Source organism: Pseudenemella bisphenolivorans (assembly GCF_051133435.1).
Taxonomy (GTDB): domain Bacteria; phylum Actinomycetota; class Actinomycetes; order Propionibacteriales; family Propionibacteriaceae; genus JAAYAO01.
Genome location: NZ_JBPGNY010000002.1, coordinates 294,819 through 313,432, shown reverse-complemented (window position 1 = coordinate 313,432; position 18,614 = coordinate 294,819). Strand labels below are relative to the sequence as shown.

Here is an 18,614-nt window from a genome sequence, read left to right as displayed (position 1 = left end):
TCAGCCCCTCAGTACGCGAACGACAACGGTTCGTCGTCGTCCTCATGTAGTTCGACCGGGGTGGGCTCGGGTAGCCCGATCTTGATGTACTTCAGCAGCAGCTTGACCTCGACCACCGCGAGGATGCCGTAGACGAGCGTGAACAGGATCATCGTCGCCAGCACCACGGCGGCCGGCACGCCCGGGGAGACGCCCATGATGGTGGGCATCAGGGTGTGCACGATCCAGGGCTGACGGCCCATTTCGGTGAAGATCCAGCCGAACGAGTTCGCGAACAGGGGCAGCAGCGGTAGCAGCACCATGGCCGCGGTGAGCAGCGGGGAGGCCTTCGGCAGCTTGTCCTTGCGCAGGGCCGCCAGCATGATGATTCCGCCGACCATCGAGATCAGACCCAGGCCCATCATCAGACGGAACGACCAGTAGGTGATCGGGATGTTCGGGGCGAAGGTGATCCGATCGGCGACCTCGTCACCGTATTCGGAGCGGATCTGCTCGACCAGCTCGCCGTATTCGGCGGCGTACTTCTCCTTCAGCGGGTTGATGCCCTCCACGGTGCCGTTCAGCGAGCCGGTGGCCAGGAAGGCGGTCACGTAGGGCACCCGCAGCGACCAGACCTCTTCGGTGCCGTCCAGGGTGCCGATGGTGAACAGCGAGAAGGACGCGTCCTTGCCGGAGGCGGTCTCGTACTGGGCCTCGGCGGCGGCCATCTTCATCGGCTGGGCGTCGGTCATCACCTTGCCCTGAATGTCGCCGGTGACGACGGTGAGCAGGCCGGCCGCGATCAGCACCCAGGCGCCGAACTTGGCACCCCAGCGGTAGCTGCGCAGGTCGGAGTTCTCATCGGCCAGTGCGGCGCTGAGCTGCTCGTCGCTGTGGCTGGACTTGATCCGGGCCAGGTGCCAGAAGGCGATGGCTGCGACCAGGGCGCCGGCCACCATGTAGGCGGCGGTCAGGGTGTGCGCGATCGTGATCAATGCGACCGGGTTGAACAGCACCGCGGCGAAGTCGACCATCTCGGCGCGGCCACCGACCATTTCGTAGCCGACCGGGTTCTGCATGAACGAGTTCGCGATCAGGATGAAGAACGCGCTGACCATGGTGCCGATGGCTGCGAGCCAGATGCTCAGCAGGTGAATCTTCTTCGGCAGGCGGTCCCACCCGAAGATCCACAGGCCCAGGAAGGTTGATTCGAGGAAGAAGGCCAGCAACGCTTCGAGCGCAAGGGGCGCACCGAAAATGTCACCGACGAAGCGGGAGTACTCCGACCAGTTCATACCGAACTGGAATTCTTGAACAATGCCTGTCACTACACCCATGGCGAAGTTGATCAGGAACAACTTGCCGTAGAATTTGGTGAGTTTGAGATACTTGTCCTTGCGGGTCTTGTACCACGCCGTCTGCATCACCGCCACCATCAACGAAAGAGCGATGGTGATCGGGACAAAGAAGAAGTGGTAGACCGTGGTAATTCCGAATTGCCATCGGGCTATGGTCTCCTGGCTCATGCCAGCAAGGTACTACGGCCGGTCGTAATCCGCGACCTGGTTCCGTACTGGGGAACGTTTCAGAGGTCGATTCGTTAAAAGTAACGACATCACGTAGTAGAAAGGGTAGGGTGTGAGGTATGCCTACTGCCCTCGGTGACCTCGAACTTCGCGTCATGGAAGCGTTGTGGGCGCAGGACGAACCGGTATCGGTTCGCGCGGTGCACGCCGACATCACCACCGAGCGTGATCTTGCTTACACGACCATCCTGACCGTGCTCGACCGGCTGGCCAAGAAGGGCCGGGTCAAGCGCAAGCGTTCGGGACGCGCGTGGCTGTATTACCCCGCCGCCTCCCGGGCGGTGATGGTCGCCGACACCATGATGGAAGAACTGGCCGACGCCGGTGGCGACCGCGCGGTTGCCCTGGCGGAGTTCGCCGACCGGCTCGGCAAGGCCGACCTGCTGGCGCTGGCGCCGGCGATCGACCGGGCGATGCACAGCTCGGCCCCGCGTACCGCCTGAGCCGCTACTACCCGGCCCGCCCCCTGCTCGAACTCAGTCGAGCATCTTGACGATCGCGGCCGCGATCACCTGCACCGCCCGTCGTGTGGCCGGCAGCAACTTGTCGTAGTTCAACACGTCGCCCTCGGCGATGTGCGGGTCGGTCGGAATCTCGAAGACCTGATGGCGGGTACCGAACCACTTGGACGCGGTGCGCCGCGACTCCTTCTGCGCCTCGGCCGGGGCATTGGTCGCCACCACCAAGGTGCGATCGAGCAATTCGGGGTTGATGTCCTGCATCGACTCCAACATCCGGGCGGCCGGAATCAGACTGTCCTTGCGCCACTTGGTGGGCACCACCAGGCAATCGGCCTTGGCGGCCGCGGCCAGCCAGTTGGGGGCGGCCTCGTTGTTGCCGGTGTCGACCACAATCAACTCGAAGAATCGTCCGAGAATCTCGTGTACCGCCTCGAACTCGGTGCGGCTGATCGAGTTGCCCGAGGTTTGGGTCGAGCCCAGGGTGTGGAAGTTGCCGGCCGCCTGATGGTTCAGCAGCTTGGCCACATCGGTGAACCCGGCCCCGGAGGTGCGGAGCTTCTCGGAGTTCGCCAGCAGGTCACGGACGTTGAGGCGATGCTGGGAGACCGAACGGTCGGGCATCGTGCCGCGCAGTTCGTTGTTGTCCCAGGCCACCACCCCGCCACCACGGGCGGTGCCGAAGGTGGCCGCCAGCAGCAGGGACACCGGGGTCTTGCCGACCCCACCCTTGGGGTTGGCCACCATGATCGTGATCGGCCGTTCGAAGGTGCGCCGGAGCCGGGCCTGATCGGCCATCTCGGCCTGTTCCTTCGCCGAAGGGGCCATATTGAACAGGGCCCGCAGACCCCGGGTGGCCTTGGGGGCCGGGGGTTCGTTGAGTTTGTCGACCAGTTCTCCGGCGGCGATCCGATTGCTCGGGTCGATATCGGATCGCGGGGGCCGTACTGGTTCGGGTTCTTCGCCGGCGGCAGGACGGGCATAGGGATTCGCCTCGGCCGGATCGGCGTCCTGCGCGGCGGCATCACTCGGCCGCGGCTCAGCCGCGGTGTCGAGCTCGTCGGCGCGCTTGTCGTCGGCAGGGTGCTTGCCTTCGGGGCGGGGCTTGTCTACGGCACGGGGCTTGTCTTCGAGACGAGGCTTGTCGTCGGCACTGTGCTTGTCGTCCGCCCGGGGCTTGTCGTCCGCCCGGGGCTTGTCATCGTCCGGCTCGGCCGCGTCCCGTTCGTCCGCCTCCCCGGTTTGCTGCAGGCCGGTGGTGGGATCCACCGGGATTCCGCGTCGGGGCGGCTGCATCGTGATGCCCACCGGTTGCGGAGCTTCCACCACCGGACGGGGCACCACGGGGTCGCCGTCGTCGCGTCGAATCGGCTGGTAGCCCTCGTCGCCGGGCGCTTGCTGGGGGGAGCCCGGGGTTTGCGGGCTGGAAGGTGTGCTCATTTCATGCCCACGCTAACACCGGGAGTCGACATTTCTGAGGATTTCTTGGGCAGCGGGAGTATCCGCCGATGATCGTTGCCCTGTCGATACCGGGTCGCGGCGGCCCGGCCGGACGCCTCAGGAGTTCGGCTCCACCCGTACGCCGCCATCGGTGATCACCCAGTTCACCCGGGACAGATCCTCAACCACCAGTTCGGCGGCGAGTTCCTCGCGCGGGGTCGTGGTGAGCACCGCCAGGCACTCGGTCGGCACCGCGTGCGCAGCGGTCACCCCGGCCACCGCGTCCTCGACCACCAGCACCTCGCTGGGCTCCAGGCCGAGCTGCTCGGCGGCCAGCCGGAACGGTTCGGGGTCGGGCTTGCCACGGGTGACATCGTCGGCGGTCACCACCACCTCGGGACGGAAGATGCCCGCCCCGATGATCCGGGCCTCGGCCAGGTCGCGGGTGCACGAGGTGGCGATCGCGATCGGAATGCCGTTGGCGCGCAGTACGTGGAGGGCGTCCTCGGCACCGGGCAGGGTGACCACGGTGTGGGCGTCGGCCACCTCGAGTGCCTTGATCCGTTCCACGCCCTCGTGCACCCGGGAGGCGGGCAGCAGGTGGCTGACCAGATCGGTGGCCGGGCGGCCGTGCCAGTTGCCCTGGAACTGCCCCTCGGTCAGCTCGAACTCCTCGGCCCATTGCCGCCACGAGCGTTGGATCGATTCGGTGGAGTCAACGAGCGTGCCGTCCATGTCGAAGACAACACCGCGGTAGGTGCGCGGCAGGGTCATCGAGAATCACCACCTCCCTGGTGAGGTTCACCGGGCGGGGGACCATAAGGATTGTGCGGCTGCTGCCCGTAGGGGGCCGACGGTTCCTGCCCGTACGGGGGTGCCGACTGCTGCCCGTACGGCTGGCTCGGCTGCTGGCCGTAGGGCTGATGGGGCTGCTGGCCGTAAGGCTCCGACTGGCCGGCCGACTGGAAGGGCCAGCCACCGGGGCCGGGATCCGGCGGTGCCGGCGCCGCGGGCGGTTCGTGGCTCCACGAGGGGGCCGAATCGGAGGAGGCCGGCTGCTGCGGCTCGTCGGAGTGCTCGGTACTCCAGGACGGCGCTTCGGGTGCTTCGGGGGTGGGCTCGGGAGCATCGACCCCGGCCGGGGCGTCATCGGACGGTGCAGTGTCCGAGGCGTCCTCGCCCGGCTGTCCGTCCGCGGGCCGATCGTCGCTCGGCTCGGTATCGGACCCTTCGGACTCCTCGCCGGCGACCGGGAAGATGTCGGTGGCCGGTTCGACGGCGCCGAACCCGCTGCCGGGATCGTCGGAGTGTTCCTGAGCGTGCTCGGTGAGCAATGAGTGACTCGCCGTGGGATCACCGGACGTCTGCTCGGTACCCGACTGCCCGGGTAGATCCACCGACTCGTCGGCGTCGTCGACCATCAACACGTCATGCTCGTCGTCCTCGGAGGTCTTGGCCCGGGCCGGCCGCAGGGTGACCGCGGTGCCGTAGGCGATGATCTCCCACACCGGGCCGGCCTCGGCGGTTTCCAACCGCCAACCGACCACGGCATCGGCGCCGGCCTCGTCGGCCATCCGCACCATCGCCTCCACGGCATCCTGACGGCTGGTGGTGGCCAGGGCGGCATTCGGCGGACCCTTCGGCCGCAACGCCACACCGATCACGTCACCGATGTGCTTGCCGACGGTGGCCCCGGGAATGTCATCGGTGCTGCTGACCGGCAGCAGGTGATCGCGCCGCACCGGGCCGGTGGCCGCCGGGGGCGGTGGCATCGGCGGACGGAAGCCCTCCTGCTGCTGCGGCGCCGACGGGTAGCCCTGAGGTTGCTGGGGCTGTTGGGGCTGCTGCTGGTAAGGAGGCTGCTGGGGGTACTGCCCCGGCCCCGGCCCCTGCGGGGGCTGCGGCGGCTGCCCATAGGGCTGGGGTTGCCCGTAAGGGGCACCGTACGGTTGACCGGGCGGCGGGTTCTGGCCGTAGCTCATGGGTTCACTCTAGGGCCGCGACCCCAATAAATAAGCACCCGGGGGCGCTTCGCCCCGCGACCGGACGCCGGACAGCTCAGCCGAAGGCGAGCATCACCATGCCGCCGACCCCGAGCAGCAGCCCGGTGATCAGCCCGAACACCACGGTCGCCACTGCCAACCGCAGCCAGCTGGAACGCGGTGAGAGGTCATCGGATTCCTCCCAGCTGAACTCCTCGGGCAGGTGTTGGTCGACGTGGCTCATGGGATCCAGTCTTCCACGGGTTCTCGGGGCGTGAGGGTGAAAGAATCCATCAGGCGCGTCGTCGCGCTCGTCCGGGGAGAGGCTCATGGCCCCGGTGCCAGGGCGCGGCGCAGGGTGTCCAGACCGAGCCCGCCGAGCTTCAGGGCCCGGGTGTGGAAGGCCTTGGCGGAGAACCTGCCGGCGCGGGATTCGGCCAGCGCGCGGGCCTCGTCGCGGATCTGTTCCCAGACCCGTTGGCCGACCGAATAGGACGGGGCCTGCCCCGGCCAGCCCAGATAGCGATCCAGCTCGAAGCGCAGCACCGGCTCGTCCATGCTCACCTGGGAGTTCAGGAACTCCCAGGCCTGTTCGGCGTCCCACACCCCGCCGCCGGTCCAGGTGCCGCCGGCGAAGGGTTCGGGCATCGGCTTGCCCAGATGCACCCCGATGTCGAGCACCACCCGGGCCGCTCGCAACCGTTGGGCGTCCAGCATGCCCATCCGGTCGCCGGGGTGATCCAGGAAGCCGAGGTCGGCCATCAGGCGTTCGGCGTACAGTGCCCAGCCCTCACCGTGCCCGGAGGTCCAGCACAGATTGCGCCGCCAATCGTTGAGCTCACCCGATTGGGCGGTGGCGTAACCGACCTGAAGGTGATGACCGGGTACGCCCTCGTGGTAAACCGTGGTGGTCTCCCGCCAGGTGGTGAACTCGGTGCTGCCTGCCGGTACCGCCCACCACATCCGTCCCGGACGGGTGAAGTCGTCGCTGGGGCCGGTGTAGTAGATGCCGCCGGTGCCCGAGGTGGAGATCCGCGCCTCCAGCCGGTGCAGCGGTTCGGGAATGTCGAAGTGGGTACCGTCCAGGGCCGCGATCGCGGCATCGCCGAGTTGCTGCATCCACTGTTGCAGGGCCTCGGTGCCGTGCAGTTTCAGTGCCGGGTCGGCGTCCAGGGCGGCGATGGCGGCGTCGATGTCGGGTGAGCCGGTGATCTCGCGGGCCACCTGTTGTTGTTCGTCGATGATGCCGCGCAGCAGGTCGAGCCCCCATTCGTAGGTCTCGTCCAGGTCGACCGAGGTACCCAGGAAACGTCGGCTGGCGAGCTGGTATTCGTCGCGGCCGCAGGCGTCCTCGGCGCGGGCCCCGTCGAGCACCTCGGTCAGCAGCCGGTCTCCGGCGGCGCCGAATGCCCGTCGGGCGACCGCGGTCTGTTCGGCCAGTCGAGTGGCGAGGGTGTCGGGCAGGCCGGGGTGGTTGCCGGTGATCTCGGTCAGCCGGCGGGCCAGGGCCCCGTCGTCGGAAGCGGCTGCGTGGGCCTGTTCGGCGACCTTGCGCACCTGCCGTTCGGCGGGGCGGCGCCCGATCGCCAGTCCGGCGGCGATGGCCTCGAAGTGTCCCTCGATCGCGGTCGGTACTTCGGCCAGCCGGTTCGCCAGTGACTCGAGATCTCCGATGGTGTCGGTGGGGACGAGTTCGAAGGTGTCGCGGATCTCGGGCAGCGCGGAGGCGATCACGTTGACATCGCCCAGATGCAGGCCCCATTCGTGGCTCTCGACGGCGACCTCGAGGCGTTCGTGCATCGCGTCCATCGTGACGCGGTCGACCTCGTCCACTGCCTCGACGGTGTCGAGTTCACGCAGGGTGTCCACGGCCAGGTCGTTGCGCCTCGCGGCCCCGTCGGGGGAGTGGTCGTCCAGCAAGGGGGCGCCCGGCGGATCGGGGTGCCCCAGCGCGATCCGGACCCCCGGTGACAGGGCGGAGAGTTCGCGCACGTACTGGTTGGCAACGCGGTCGACGGCTGATTCCGGACGGCTCATGGGTTCGATTCTGGCATCGCCGGCACGTGGCCGACAGGGTCGCACCCGGTGACCCACCCAAGACCGGTTATTGAAAGATCAATAGGGTTACCGGATCGTAGCTGAGACGATTCCTCGATAACCCCCACGCGGGGCCGGGAACTAATAAAGTGACAAGTACGTTGGGATGGGCTCGCGATGGGAACGGGCCCGCATTCAAAGGGGAATCGTTATGCGTAAGCCCGCATTCGTGGCACTCTCCGCCCTGCTGGGCGCGACGTGCCTGATGGGGCCCGCCGCGTTCGCAGACGACGGGGCAGGGTCCGACACACCAGAAGACGCCATCGTGGTGACGCAAAACGACGCGTCTGCCGAAGAAGAGGCTGCCAAGAAGGCGGCTGAGGAAGAGGCTGCGAAGAAGGCCGCCGAGGAAGAAGCCGCGAAGAAGGCCGCCGAAGAAGAGACTGCCAAGAAGGCGGCTGAGGAAGAGGCTGCGAAGAAGGCCGCCGAGGAAGAAGCCGCGAAGAAGGCCGCCGAAGAAGAGGCTGCCAAGAAGGCCGCCGAAGAAGAGGCTGCCAAGAAGGCCGCTGCGGGAGAGTCTGCCGAGAAGCGCGCGACAACGGACGCGGCTCCGCTGGCCGAGCCCGACGCCGACCAGACCCAGGATGATGCCGACCAGACCCAGGATGATGGTGGCGCCTCGATCCAGCAGGCCTTGGTGCCGTCCACGATCGACGAGATCACTGTGGACGGATGCGTCATCAACCCTCGGATCACGGCCGGCAATGATGGCGTGAGCTGGCGGGTGATCAAGGACAGTCACGGCGAGATTTCTCGTACTCAGTACAGCTTCGTCGAGGGTGAAACCACATATCCCGACTTCCTGTTGACGGCGGGTCATCGTGCCATCGGTGGTGCCGAGCAAACGATCACCGTCGAGTTGCTGGATGGGGATGGCAGAATCCTCGCCAGCCAAGACCACACGAATGACTTCGCCGCCATCAATGAACGTTGTGGGTTGCTCGCCCCTGAACCGCCGGTCGATACCACGGTCAACACCAGTGTCGAGGGATGCACGGTCACCGCCAATGTCACCCCCGGTACTGATAGGGCGGACGCCGTGGCGTTCTTCGATGAGGGCGGCCAGAAGCATCGCGTTACTGCCGACGAGAATGCGGCGATCGCCGGAGGCGACCCCTTCACCGTGGAATGGGAAATCACTGAGCCGGTCGTCGGTCAGAACGTGGTGGTCAGGGTCCTGTCCGGTTCTGAACAACTTGCCGAAGAGGCGCTGAACAGTGCCGATCTCGCGAACTGCCCCGCTGCCGACGATGAGGGCGGCCTGGGTGGTACCGCTGACATCCAGAGGGACAAGATCACCCGTGATGGCTGCACGGTGACCATTCCGGTGCAGCGTGGCAGCGACGAGAAGTTGACGCTGTGGGTCTTCGATGAAGGCAACTCGATCTATGAGGCTGCGGTGCCGGCCGGTAAGGCGGGTTCGGTGGTGAACGTCACCTGGACGATCAAGGCCGAGATCGGGGCCGACGCTCCGGGTGTGGCCTTCGGTGTTGGCCCCGATGAGGGTGACTTCCAGTCCTTCCTGGACGGGTGGGATTTCCCGGGTTCGGCCGAGGTGTCGGCGGCCTGTGCCGAAACCGACGGCCAGTCCGACCAGCCTCCGCCCTACGACCCGCTGCCGTCGAAGATCTTGGCCGACGAGATCACCCGTGATGGCTGTGAGGTGACGATCTGGGTCGAGCACGGTGATAACCAGCAGAAGACCGTGCAGATCTGGGACGACGGCGAGTTGATCGATGAGGCCTCGGTGCTCGGAAGCGGTGATTCGATCACCTTCGCCAAGTGGACGATCAAGCACGACTTCATGACCGGTGCTCCGGGTGTGGGGATGGTGCTGGTCACCGAGGACGGCATGGTCACCTACGACGAGGTCGGGGTGTGGGACTTCCCCGGCTCGAGCGAGGTCGCCAAGGCCTGTGCGCTGAGCGGTGGCAAGTCCGACAAGCTGCCGCCCAAGCCGGTCAAGCACAAGAAGGTGACCGGATTGCCCGACACGGGTAACTGATCACCCGGCCTTCGGGCCCTGACGAATAGCGGCTCCGCCACCGATGGGTGACGGAGCCGCTTTCGTTCGACCGAATGGATGAAAACGCACCCCACCGTGGCCGATAGGGCCCGAAAGCACCGGATACCCCGCTCCGGGGTGCGTTTTCAGCCATGACACGAAGCTTCATGACACGAAACGGCCCCGCCACCACTCGGTGACGGGGCCGCTATCGGTCTTCAGCCCTGCGGTTTCAACAGCGGGAAGAGAATCGTTTCGCGAATCCCGACATTGGTGAACAGCATCACCAGCCGGTCGACCCCCAACCCGAGTCCACCCATCGGCGGCGCCCCGAGTTCCAGGGCGGCCAGGAAGTCCTCGTCCAACTGCATTGCCTCGGGGTCACCGGCGGCCGCGGCCAACGACTGGGCTGTCAACCGCTCGCGCTGAATCACCGGGTCGATCAGCTCGGAGAAGCCGGTGCCGCGTTCCATGCCACCGATGATCAGGTCCCAGGCCTCGATCAGATTCGGATCCGTTCGGTGCGGCCGGGCCAGCGGCTGGGCGGCCGGCGGGTAGTCGCACACGAAGGTGGGTTGCAGCAGGTGCGGTTCGACCAGTTCGCCGAACAGCTCGATCACCAGCTTCTGATCCGACCAGGCCGGGTCGTACTCCACCTCGTGGCGGTCGGCCAGACGTTGCAGATCGGCCAGCGACGTCTCGGGGGTGATCTCTTCACCGACCACCTCCGACAGGCCCGGGTAGACCCCGAGCCAGCGCCACTCCCCGTCCAGATCGATCACCCCGTCCGGGGTTTCGATCTGCCGGGAGCCGAGCTGATCGGCCACGTCGACGATCAGTCGCTGAATCAACCCCGCGATCGTGCGCTGATCACCCCAGGCCTGGTAGGCCTCGAGCATGGTGAACTCGGCCGAGTGGGTCGAGTCGATGCCCTCATTGCGGAAGATCCGGCCGATCTCGTACACCTTGTCGGCGCCACCGACCATCGTCCGCTTCAAATACAGCTCCAGGGCGATCCGCAGCGTCATGTCGATGTCGAAAGCGTTGAGGTGGGTGTGGAAGGGACGGGCCGCCGCGCCACCATGAATCAACTGCAGGACGGGCGTCTCCACCTCCAGGTAGCCCTCCCGGTGCAGGGTTTCGCGCATCGACCGGGTGATCGCCGCCCGGGTGCGCAGCAGCTCCCGGGCCTCGGGACGGGCGGTCAGGTCGGCATGACGCTGCCGCACCCGCGCCTCCTCCGACAGCTCGTGGTGCAGGGTCGGCAACGGCCGCAGCGCCTTGGAGGCCAACTGCCAGCGGGTCGCCATCACCGACAACTCACCGCGTTTGGAGCAGATCACCCGGCCCTCGACGAACACGTGGTCACCCAGGTCGACATCGGATTTCCACGCCGCCAGCGCTTCCTCACCGACCTCGGCCAGCGAGATCATCACCTGCAACCGCACGCTGTCGCGGTCGGGGGTGAACCCACCCTGCAGGGTCGCGAAACACAGCTTGCCGGTATTGCGCAGGAACACCACCCGGCCGGCCACCCCGACCACCTCGGCGGTTTCCTCGCCGGCCTCCAAATGGCCCCAGGCATCGCGCACCTCGGCCAGCGAATGGGTGCGGTCGACCGAAACCGGGTACGGCTCGGTTCCCTCACTCAGCAGGCGGGCACGCTTCTCGAGGCGAATGCGGAGCTGTTCGGGCAGGTCGGAGGCATCAACGTCGGTCACGGGCTAAAGGGTATCCCGTCGGGCACGATCCGGGCGGGCATCCTGAACGCGCGCAGCCGCAAGCGGTGAGCCGGGCTTCAGGAGGTGGTGCGCGGACGGGCGTACTTCAACTCGGTGCTGCGCTCGAAGGGCGGCATCTCGATCTTGTCCTCGGTCTTCACCGAATAGCCCAAGCCGTAGGCGGCCACGTACTGCTGGTAGATCCGGATCGGTTCGGACGAATCCAGTGCGGCCTGCAACCGCACCGGATCCCCGATCGCGGTGATCCGGTAGGGCGGGGCATAGGGAATGCCGTGCAGCACCACGGTGTTGCCGACACATTTCACCCCGGTGGTCGAGATCACCCGCTGCCCCTGAATCGTCATCGCCTCGGCCCCACCGGACCACAGCGCGTTCACCACCGCCTGGATGTCCTGCTGATGCACCACCAACAGGTCGTCGTCCACCCCGGGTACCTCCACCGAGGAGGGGGCATCGTCCAGGGTGACGGTCAGCCCCGGCCCGCGCATCGCCGACATCTGGGCCCGATCGGCCTCCTCGGTGAGCCCGGGAACCTCACCGGGCTGCTTGGCCCGGCTGAGTTCGTCCACCTCACGTTGCAGGTCGCTGACCCGCCCGGCGAGTTCGTTGTTGCGCGCCGACTCGGCGGCCAGCAACTGGGTCAGGTCGGTATTGCGGTCGGGACGCAGGTCGTCGCCGCGGGAGGTGAGGGCACTGATCGCGACCATCGCCCCGGCCAGCACGAGCACCGCGAAGGTCATCCAGCGCGCGGATATCCTCCGGCGGGACGAATTCTCGGTCACGGTTTCCTCGCGTGCTTGGGAGTTCAATGTGTCAATAGTTAGGCTACCCGGGACGTAACACCCGTTGCGCCGGTGAAAAGGAGTGGGCGTGCCTGAATCGAAGGTCCGCAAGGCTGCTGCAGACAAGAAGAAGCTGAAGCGGCAGAACCAGTTGGTCGAGCGACGCGAGGAGCGCCAGCGCATCTCCCCCGACGCCGGCAGCGGCAAATGGGTCGTACCCGCCTTCGTCACCTGCGGCCTGCTCGGTGTTGCCTGGCTGGTGGTGTACTACCTCGCCGGCCAGTCGGTTCCCGGCATGAGCTCCCTGGGCGACTGGAACATCCTGATCGGCATGGGCATGATGGCCGCCGCCTTCGTGATCGCCACCTTCTGGAAGTAACGACCGCGCACCGCAGTGATGATCACTGCGCCGACATCAGCGGGCTGAGCCCGGCGGCGCGCTCGGGGGCTGCGGCGTCCCCGCAGGCCACCAACCAGTTCGCCAACATCTGATAGCCACCCTCGGTGAGCACCGACTCGGGGTGGAATTGCACCGCCTCGATCGGCAACTCACGGTGCCGCACCCCCATCACCAGGTCCTCACGGGCACCGTCGGCATCGACCACCCATGAGGTCACCACCAACTCGTCCGGTACCTCGACCGCCACCAGGGAGTGATAGCGGGTCGCGGTGAACGGGTTCGCCAACCCGGCGAACACCCCGGCCCCGTCGTGGCCGATCGGTGAGGTCTTGCCGTGGCGCAGTTCGTCGGCCCGATCGACACGTCCGCCGAAGGCCACGCAGATCGCCTGCAGCCCCAGGCAGACCCCGAACACCGGCAGTACACCGGCCATCGACCGGGCCACCTCAATGCACACCCCGGCGTCCTCGGGCGCCCCGGGGCCCGGCGACAGCAGGATGCCGTCGTAACCCTCCTGCCAGCCCGGCTCGGCGAAGCGCGGGTCGTCATTGCGCCACACATCCACCTCGGCGCCGATCTGGGCCAGGTACTGCACCAGGTTGTAAACGAACGAGTCGTAGTTGTCGATCACCAGAATGCGGGTCATCGCGGGTTCAACTCACGGGGTCGGTTCGTCGGTCGGATCGCCGGTCGGGTCCTCGCTCGGCGTCGGGTCCTCCGGCGGCTCCTGTTTCGGAATCGCCAGCACAACCTTCACCGTGCTGCCCTTGTCGACCTGGGCACCGCTTTCGGGCTCGGTGCGGATCACCGTGCCGGCCGGGGCGTCGCTCTCCTCCTCGGCGAACTCCACCTTCAGCCCGAGCTCATTGGCCTGGTTCTGCACCGCATTGCGGGTCTGCCCGATCCAGTTCGGCACCGCGACGGTCTTCGGCTCGACCGCCACCGTTGCCTTGACGCTGCTGCCCTTCGGTACCTGGGTGCCCGCGCCCGGGTCGGTCTTGACCACCGTGCCGGGCGGCTGCTCGCTCTCGGCCTCCTCGAAGGTCACCTCCAACCCGGCCTCGGCGGCCTGCGACTCGACCTCGTCGCGGCTCTTGCCGACCCAGTTCGGTACCTGGGTCATGCCGGTGGCGTAGACCACGGTGAACTCGGTGTCCTTGGTGACCGACCCGCTGGACGGATCGACCGACAGCACCTCGTCCTTCTTGGCCTCGGCGGGCTCACTGGTCGAGGCCTCCTCCTTGATGTTGGTGAACCCGGCCTCGTTGAGGATCTTGCGCACTTCCTCACGTGACTTGCCCACCAAACCGCCCGGAATCTCGAACTTCTCCGGGCCGACGTTGACCGTGATGGTGACGGTGGAGCCCTCCTCGACCTCCTGCTGGGCGGCCGGCTGCTGGTCGATCACCTGACCCACCGAGGAGTCGTCGGCCTCCTGCACCTGTTCGACCTTCACCTTCAGCCCCACCCCCTCGAGGGTGTTGGTGGCCTGCTGTTCGGTCTGCCCGATCACCGCCGGCACCGCGACCATCTTGGCCGGCGGCGGCTCGGCCGGACGGGTGAACATGTAGAGCGCGAACACCAGACCGGCGACCAACAGGACGGCGAGGATGCCCAGCCCGACCCACAGGCCGGTACGGCTCTTGCCCTCTTCCTCCTCGTCCTCGTCGTCGAGGTCTTCGTCGATCTCCTCCTCGTGCACCACCGGGGCGGGCTCGGGGGAGACCACCCGGGTCGGCTGCTCGGGAACCGGCACCGGAACCACCGGGGACGGCGGCAGGGCGGTGGTGACCGCCTCACCGGCCAGCACCCGGGCGATGTCGTCGCGCATCTCGCGGGCGCTCTGGTAGCGCTCGGCAGGATCCTTGGCCAGCGACTTCAGCACCACCGCGTCGATCGACCGGTCGATCACCGGGTCGATCTGGCTCGGCGGCACCGGCTCCTCACGCACATGCTGGTAGGCCACCGACACCGGCGAATCCCCGACGAAGGGGGGCCGTCCGGTGAGCAGTTCGAACAACAGGCAGCCGGCCGAGTACAGGTCGGAACGCGCGTCCACCTTCTCGCCGCGGGCCTGCTCGGGCGACAGGTACTGCGCCGTGCCGATCACCGCCGCGGTCTGGGTCATCGTCGCCGAGGTGTCGGCCACCGCCCGGGCGATACCGAAGTCCATCACCTTGACCTGACCCGAGGGGGTCAGCATCACGTTCGCGGGCTTGATGTCGCGGTGCACGATGCCGGCGCGGTGGGAATAATCCAACGCGTCCAGCACGCCCTGGGCCAGCTCCAAGGCCCGCTCGGGCAGGATCTTGCGGCCCTGGCGCAGGATGTCGCGCAGGGTGTGGCCCTCGACCAACTCCATCACGATGTAGGGCACCGACACCCCGGTGCTCGGGTCGGGCTCCTCGCCGGTGTCGTAGACCGACACGATGTTCGGGTGGTTCAGCCCGGCGGCCGACTGGGCCTCACGGCGGAACCGCGCCTGGAAGGTGGAATCACCGGCCAGGTCGACCCGCAGCCGCTTGACCGCGACCTGGCGGCCCAGGCGGGTGTCCAGGGCACGACGAACCTCCGCCATGCCTCCTCTGCCGAGTTGGTCCCCGACCTCGTAGCGGCCGCCCAACACTGTGGGTTCGGTCATCGGGCTTCCCTCCTCGGAAGTTGCACTGACACTGAATGGTAACGGCGGTTCACTGCAGCAGCTCCTGTATCACGGCGCGGGCGATGGGCGCGGCCAGGCGCCCGCCGGCGATGTCGTTGCGGGGAATGTCGGCCTCTTCCACGAACACCGCCACCGCGACCTTGCGGCCGTCGACCTCACCGAAGGCGACGAACCAGGCGTAGGGCGGACGTTCCGGGGCCGACTGGGCGGTACCGGTCTTGCCACCGACCCGCACCCCGGACAACCGGGCGTTGGTGCCGGTGCCCGACTCGACCACGTTGACCATCATGTCCTGCAGTTTGCGGGCGTTGTCGGTGGTCATCGCCCGCGGCATCTCGCGGGGCTGGTGGGTGTACAGCGGGGTCAGGTTGGGGGCCCGGACGGTGTTCACCACGTACGGCTCCATCACCACCCCGTCGTTGGCGATCCCGGCGGTGACCATCGCCATCTGCAGGGGGCTGGTGGCCACCTCGTACTGGCCGATCGAACTCATCGCCAACTGGGCGCCGTCCATGTCGTCGGGAAAGCGGCTGGCCACCGCGTCCAGGTCGGGCAGCGGTTCTTTGCCGAAGCCGAACTTGATCGCCTGCTCGCGCAGCGCGTCGGCACCCAGGTCGAGGCCGATATTGGCGAAGGCGGTATTGCACGAGGTCTGCAGGGCCTTGTCGATGGTGACCTTCGACCCGCCGCAGTTGGTGGAGTTACCGAGTTGGGTGTTGGTGTTCGGCAGGGTGAGTGAGGCCGGCGATTCGACCTGGGTGTTCGGCTCCATGCCGTTCTCGAGGGCCGCGGCGGCGGTGACCAGTTTGAACACCGAACCCGGCGGGTAGATCTCGCGGGTCGCCCGGTTCGCCATCGGACGTCCCGGATCGTCGGCCAACTTGCGGTAGTTCTCGTCGGCGGTGGCGATGTCGTGGCCGGCGATGGCGTTCGGGTCGTAGCTGGGGTGGGTGACCATCGCCAGCACCGCGCCGGTGTCGGGATCGATCGCGACCACCGCCCCCTTGCGGTTGCCGAGACGTTCGGCGGCGACCCGCTGGGCGCCGGGCACGATCGTGGTCTCCACGCTGGCGCCCTTGGGTTTGCGTCCGGTGACCAGGTCGACCATCCGGCGGACGAACAGCGACGAGGCGGTGCCGGCCAATTCTTCGGTGTAGGCGGCCTCCAGCCCGACCGAGGCGTGGTCGTAGGAGAAGTAGCCGGTCACCGGGGCGTACAGCGGGCCGTTGGGGTAGGTGCGCTGGAAGGCGAAGCGGGAGTCGACCTTCACCGATTCGGCGATCGGCTCGCCGCCGGCGATGATCGGGCCGCGGTCCTGGGCGAACTCGGCGTCGCGGGCCCGGCGGTTCATCGGGTGGGCGTTGAGCCCCGGTGCCTGGAAGACCGAGATCTGGGTGACGTTGATCAGCAACGCCAGGAACATGATCATCGCGACGATCGCGACGCGGCGGATGGGTACGTTCATGAGGCCGCCCTCGACACGATCTGGGTGGTGTCGCCGGCCAGGTCGGCCGACGAGGCGACCGCCACCGGTTTGCGGGCGTGGTGCGAGATCACCATCAGCAGCGCCACGATCACCCAGTTCGCGATCAGCGAGGAGCCGCCCTGGGACATGAACGGGGTGGTCAGACCGGTCAGCGGCAACAGCCGGGTGACCCCGCCGACGATGATGAACACCTGCAGCGCGAAGGTGAACGACAAACCGGCCGCCAGCAGCTTGCCGAAGTCGTCCTTGGACGCCAGCGCGGTGCGCAGGCCGCGGGCCACGATCACCCCGTACAGGACGATCACCGCCATCAGGCCGATGATGCCGAGTTCCTCACCGATCGCCGCGGCGATCATGTCCGACTTGGCGAAGGTGGTCAGGCCCGGCCGTCCCATCCCCAGGCCGGCGCCCAGCAGGCCGCCCCAGGCCAAGCCGAATTGGGCGTTGATCACCTGCCGGTTGCCGTCGAAATCGGAGAACGGGTCGAGCCAGGAACTGAACCGCCGGGTGATGTGGTTGAACTGGTCGACACCGGCCTGGGCCATGAAATACACCGCCAGCGCGCCGCCGATGAACAGCAGCGCACCCAGAATCGCCCAGCCCGGACGTTCGGTGGAGACGTATAGCATCACCACGAACAAGCCGAAGAACAACAGTGAGGTGCCCAGGTCCTTCTGGAACACCAACACCACCAGACTGGCCGCCCACATCAGCAGGATCGGGCCCAGGTCGCGGGCCCGCGGCAGGTCGATGCCGAGGATGCGTTTGCCGGCCAGCGCCAGCACGTCCCGTTTCTCGTTCAGGTAGGCCGCGAAGGCCAGCGTCAGCACGACCTTGGCCACCTCGGCGGGCTGGAAGCTGAACGGGCCGACCTGGATCCAGATGCGGGCGCCGTAGATCTCCGAGCCGATGAACGGCAGCAGCGGCAGCAGCATCAGGCCCATACCGGCCAGGAACAGCAGATAGGTGAACCCCTGCAGGGGACGGTGGTCGCGGATGAACACCAGTACCGCGATGAACAGCGCGACCCCCAGTACCGCCCACAGCAGTTGTTTCTCGGCGTCGTGGGTGGCCGGTTCGTTGATCAGGTCGATCCGGTGGATCATCACCAGCCCGAACCCGTGCAGGGCGATCACCACCGGCAGGAAAACCGGGTCGGCATAGGGCAGGCGCCAACGCACGATGATGTTCAGCACCACCGGCACGGCCAGCCAGATCGCGGCCACCACCGGCAGGTTGTCGGGCACCGCACCGGTGAGGTTCAGGTACAGCACCGTGTAGCAGGCCAATCCCAAAGCGGCAGCCAGAACCATCATCAACAACTCGATGTTGCGACGTTTGCGATACACCACCACCGAATCAGGCATCAGCAGTCGCTCTTGTCCAGATAGGGCGGCGGGCCGCCGGTGGGGGACGGTTCGGGCTTCTGGCTGGGGCCGGCCGAGGGGCTGCCGGACGGCTGTGGGCTCCCGGACGGCTGCGGCGTCGAGGGGGAGGTGGACGCCTGCGGGGTGCCGCTGGGGCTACCGGTCGGGCTGGTGGACGGGCTGCCGGTCGGACTGTTCGTCGGGCTCTTGGTGGGGGTGCTTTCCCGTTCGGCCCGCACCTGGCGGCAGAAATCGGCCGCGCTGCGCAGTTCGTCGACCGTGGCCCGGGCGCCGTCCAGGTTGTCGGCGGCGATCCCGCCGTCCAACTGGTTGCGGAACCGGTTCGGCAGGTCGGCGATGTTGATGTCGTGCGACTCGTGCAGTTCATTCAGCCGGTAGGAGCCGAACTGCTCGTTCAGGCCCCGGTAGATGCCCACCCGCTCCTGGTCGGGGGCGACGAAGTACTGGGTGCGGGCCCAGGCGTAGGTGCCGCCGACGCCACCGCCGATCACCAGCACGATCGCCAGAATCACCAACACCGCCCGGCCCCAGCGCCGACGCCAGGATGGGGCGCGCCGGGGGGCGTAACGCTCCTCCTCGGGGTCGCCGCGGCGCTTCGGGGCGGGTG

15 protein-coding genes are annotated in these 18,614 nt (G+C 67.3%); 3 read left to right on the top strand and 12 right to left on the bottom strand.

Annotated features, from left to right (window positions below; all coding sequences use genetic code 11):
- Window positions 1-8 precede the first annotated feature (8 nt).
- Entirely contained in the window at window positions 9-1,505 is a 1,497-nt protein-coding gene (locus tag ACR4XW_RS06315; RefSeq protein WP_434759684.1) for a cytochrome ubiquinol oxidase subunit I, read from the bottom strand.
- A gap of 119 nt (window positions 1,506-1,624) precedes the next feature.
- On the opposite strand from ACR4XW_RS06315, the gene ACR4XW_RS06310 reads away from it, so the two are divergent.
- Window positions 1,625-2,008 carry a BlaI/MecI/CopY family transcriptional regulator gene (locus tag ACR4XW_RS06310; RefSeq protein WP_434759683.1) on the top strand — a complete coding sequence of 128 codons (384 nt, stop codon included), beginning with the start codon at window positions 1,625-1,627 and terminating at the stop codon, window positions 2,006-2,008.
- 33 nt (window positions 2,009-2,041) lie between these two features.
- Here ACR4XW_RS06310 and ACR4XW_RS06305 read toward each other — a convergent pair whose 3' ends face one another.
- The 5 genes from ACR4XW_RS06305 to ACR4XW_RS06285 form a co-directional block, all read right to left on the bottom strand.
- Complete coding sequence (locus tag ACR4XW_RS06305; RefSeq protein ID WP_434759682.1) at window positions 2,042-3,463, bottom strand: MinD/ParA family ATP-binding protein; 1,422 nt, start codon at window positions 3,461-3,463, stop codon at window positions 2,042-2,044.
- Between the two features lie 117 nt (window positions 3,464-3,580).
- Window positions 3,581-4,237 (bottom strand): HAD-IA family hydrolase, encoded by a 657-nt coding sequence (locus ACR4XW_RS06300; RefSeq protein WP_434759681.1) that lies wholly within the window; start codon window positions 4,235-4,237, stop codon window positions 3,581-3,583.
- Window positions 4,234-5,445 (bottom strand): YbjQ family protein, encoded by a 1,212-nt coding sequence (locus tag ACR4XW_RS06295; RefSeq protein WP_434759680.1) that lies wholly within the window; start codon window positions 5,443-5,445, stop codon window positions 4,234-4,236. Before ACR4XW_RS06295 ends, ACR4XW_RS06300 begins: the two co-directional genes overlap by 4 nt.
- Window positions 5,446-5,521: 76 nt before the next feature.
- Window positions 5,522-5,689 (bottom strand): hypothetical protein, encoded by a 168-nt coding sequence (locus ACR4XW_RS06290; protein WP_434759679.1) that lies wholly within the window; start codon window positions 5,687-5,689, stop codon window positions 5,522-5,524.
- A gap of 83 nt (window positions 5,690-5,772) precedes the next feature.
- Window positions 5,773-7,482: a DUF885 domain-containing protein gene (locus tag ACR4XW_RS06285; RefSeq protein WP_434759678.1), complete on the bottom strand. Its 1,710-nt coding sequence runs from the start codon at window positions 7,480-7,482 to the stop codon at window positions 5,773-5,775.
- Between the two features lie 328 nt (window positions 7,483-7,810).
- On the opposite strand from ACR4XW_RS06285, the gene ACR4XW_RS06280 reads away from it, so the two are divergent.
- Window positions 7,811-9,547, top strand: coding sequence for a hypothetical protein (locus tag ACR4XW_RS06280; protein ID WP_434759677.1), 1,737 nt, complete (start codon window positions 7,811-7,813; stop codon window positions 9,545-9,547).
- A 218-nt stretch (window positions 9,548-9,765) separates the two neighbouring features.
- Here the strand turns inward: ACR4XW_RS06280 and lysS are convergent, their stop codons facing one another.
- Window positions 9,766-11,268 (bottom strand): lysine--tRNA ligase, encoded by a 1,503-nt coding sequence (lysS, locus tag ACR4XW_RS06275; protein ID WP_434759676.1) that lies wholly within the window; start codon window positions 11,266-11,268, stop codon window positions 9,766-9,768.
- A gap of 77 nt (window positions 11,269-11,345) precedes the next feature.
- Window positions 11,346-12,029 (bottom strand): DUF881 domain-containing protein, encoded by a 684-nt coding sequence (locus tag ACR4XW_RS06270; RefSeq protein WP_434759675.1) that lies wholly within the window; start codon window positions 12,027-12,029, stop codon window positions 11,346-11,348.
- A gap of 130 nt (window positions 12,030-12,159) precedes the next feature.
- Here ACR4XW_RS06270 and ACR4XW_RS06265 point away from each other — a divergent pair, with 130 nt between their 5' ends.
- Window positions 12,160-12,450 carry a cell division protein CrgA gene (locus tag ACR4XW_RS06265; RefSeq protein ID WP_434759674.1) on the top strand — a complete coding sequence of 97 codons (291 nt, stop codon included), beginning with the start codon at window positions 12,160-12,162 and terminating at the stop codon, window positions 12,448-12,450.
- 22 nt (window positions 12,451-12,472) lie between these two features.
- On the opposite strand, the gene ACR4XW_RS06260 is transcribed toward ACR4XW_RS06265, so the two are convergent.
- Genes ACR4XW_RS06260 through ACR4XW_RS06245 form a run of 4 tightly spaced genes read right to left on the bottom strand, consistent with a single transcriptional unit; the run spans window position 12,473 to window position 17,986 of the window.
- A complete protein-coding gene (locus ACR4XW_RS06260; protein WP_434759673.1) occupies window positions 12,473-13,117 on the bottom strand; it encodes an anthranilate synthase component II in 645 nt (214 codons plus the stop codon).
- A gap of 12 nt (window positions 13,118-13,129) precedes the next feature.
- Window positions 13,130-15,112, bottom strand: a complete 1,983-nt coding sequence (pknB, locus tag ACR4XW_RS06255) for a Stk1 family PASTA domain-containing Ser/Thr kinase (protein ID WP_434759672.1) — start codon at window positions 15,110-15,112, stop codon at window positions 13,130-13,132.
- Between the two features lie 49 nt (window positions 15,113-15,161).
- Window positions 15,162-16,598: a peptidoglycan D,D-transpeptidase FtsI family protein gene (locus tag ACR4XW_RS06250; protein ID WP_434759671.1), complete on the bottom strand. Its 1,437-nt coding sequence runs from the start codon at window positions 16,596-16,598 to the stop codon at window positions 15,162-15,164.
- The gene (locus ACR4XW_RS06245) at window positions 16,595-17,986 is read right to left on the bottom strand and encodes an FtsW/RodA/SpoVE family cell cycle protein (protein WP_434759670.1); all 1,392 of its coding nucleotides are present in this window, start codon (window positions 17,984-17,986) and stop codon (window positions 16,595-16,597) included. The genes ACR4XW_RS06250 and ACR4XW_RS06245 overlap by 4 nt, the downstream gene beginning before the upstream one ends.
- Window positions 17,987-18,614: the final 628 nt, after the last annotated feature.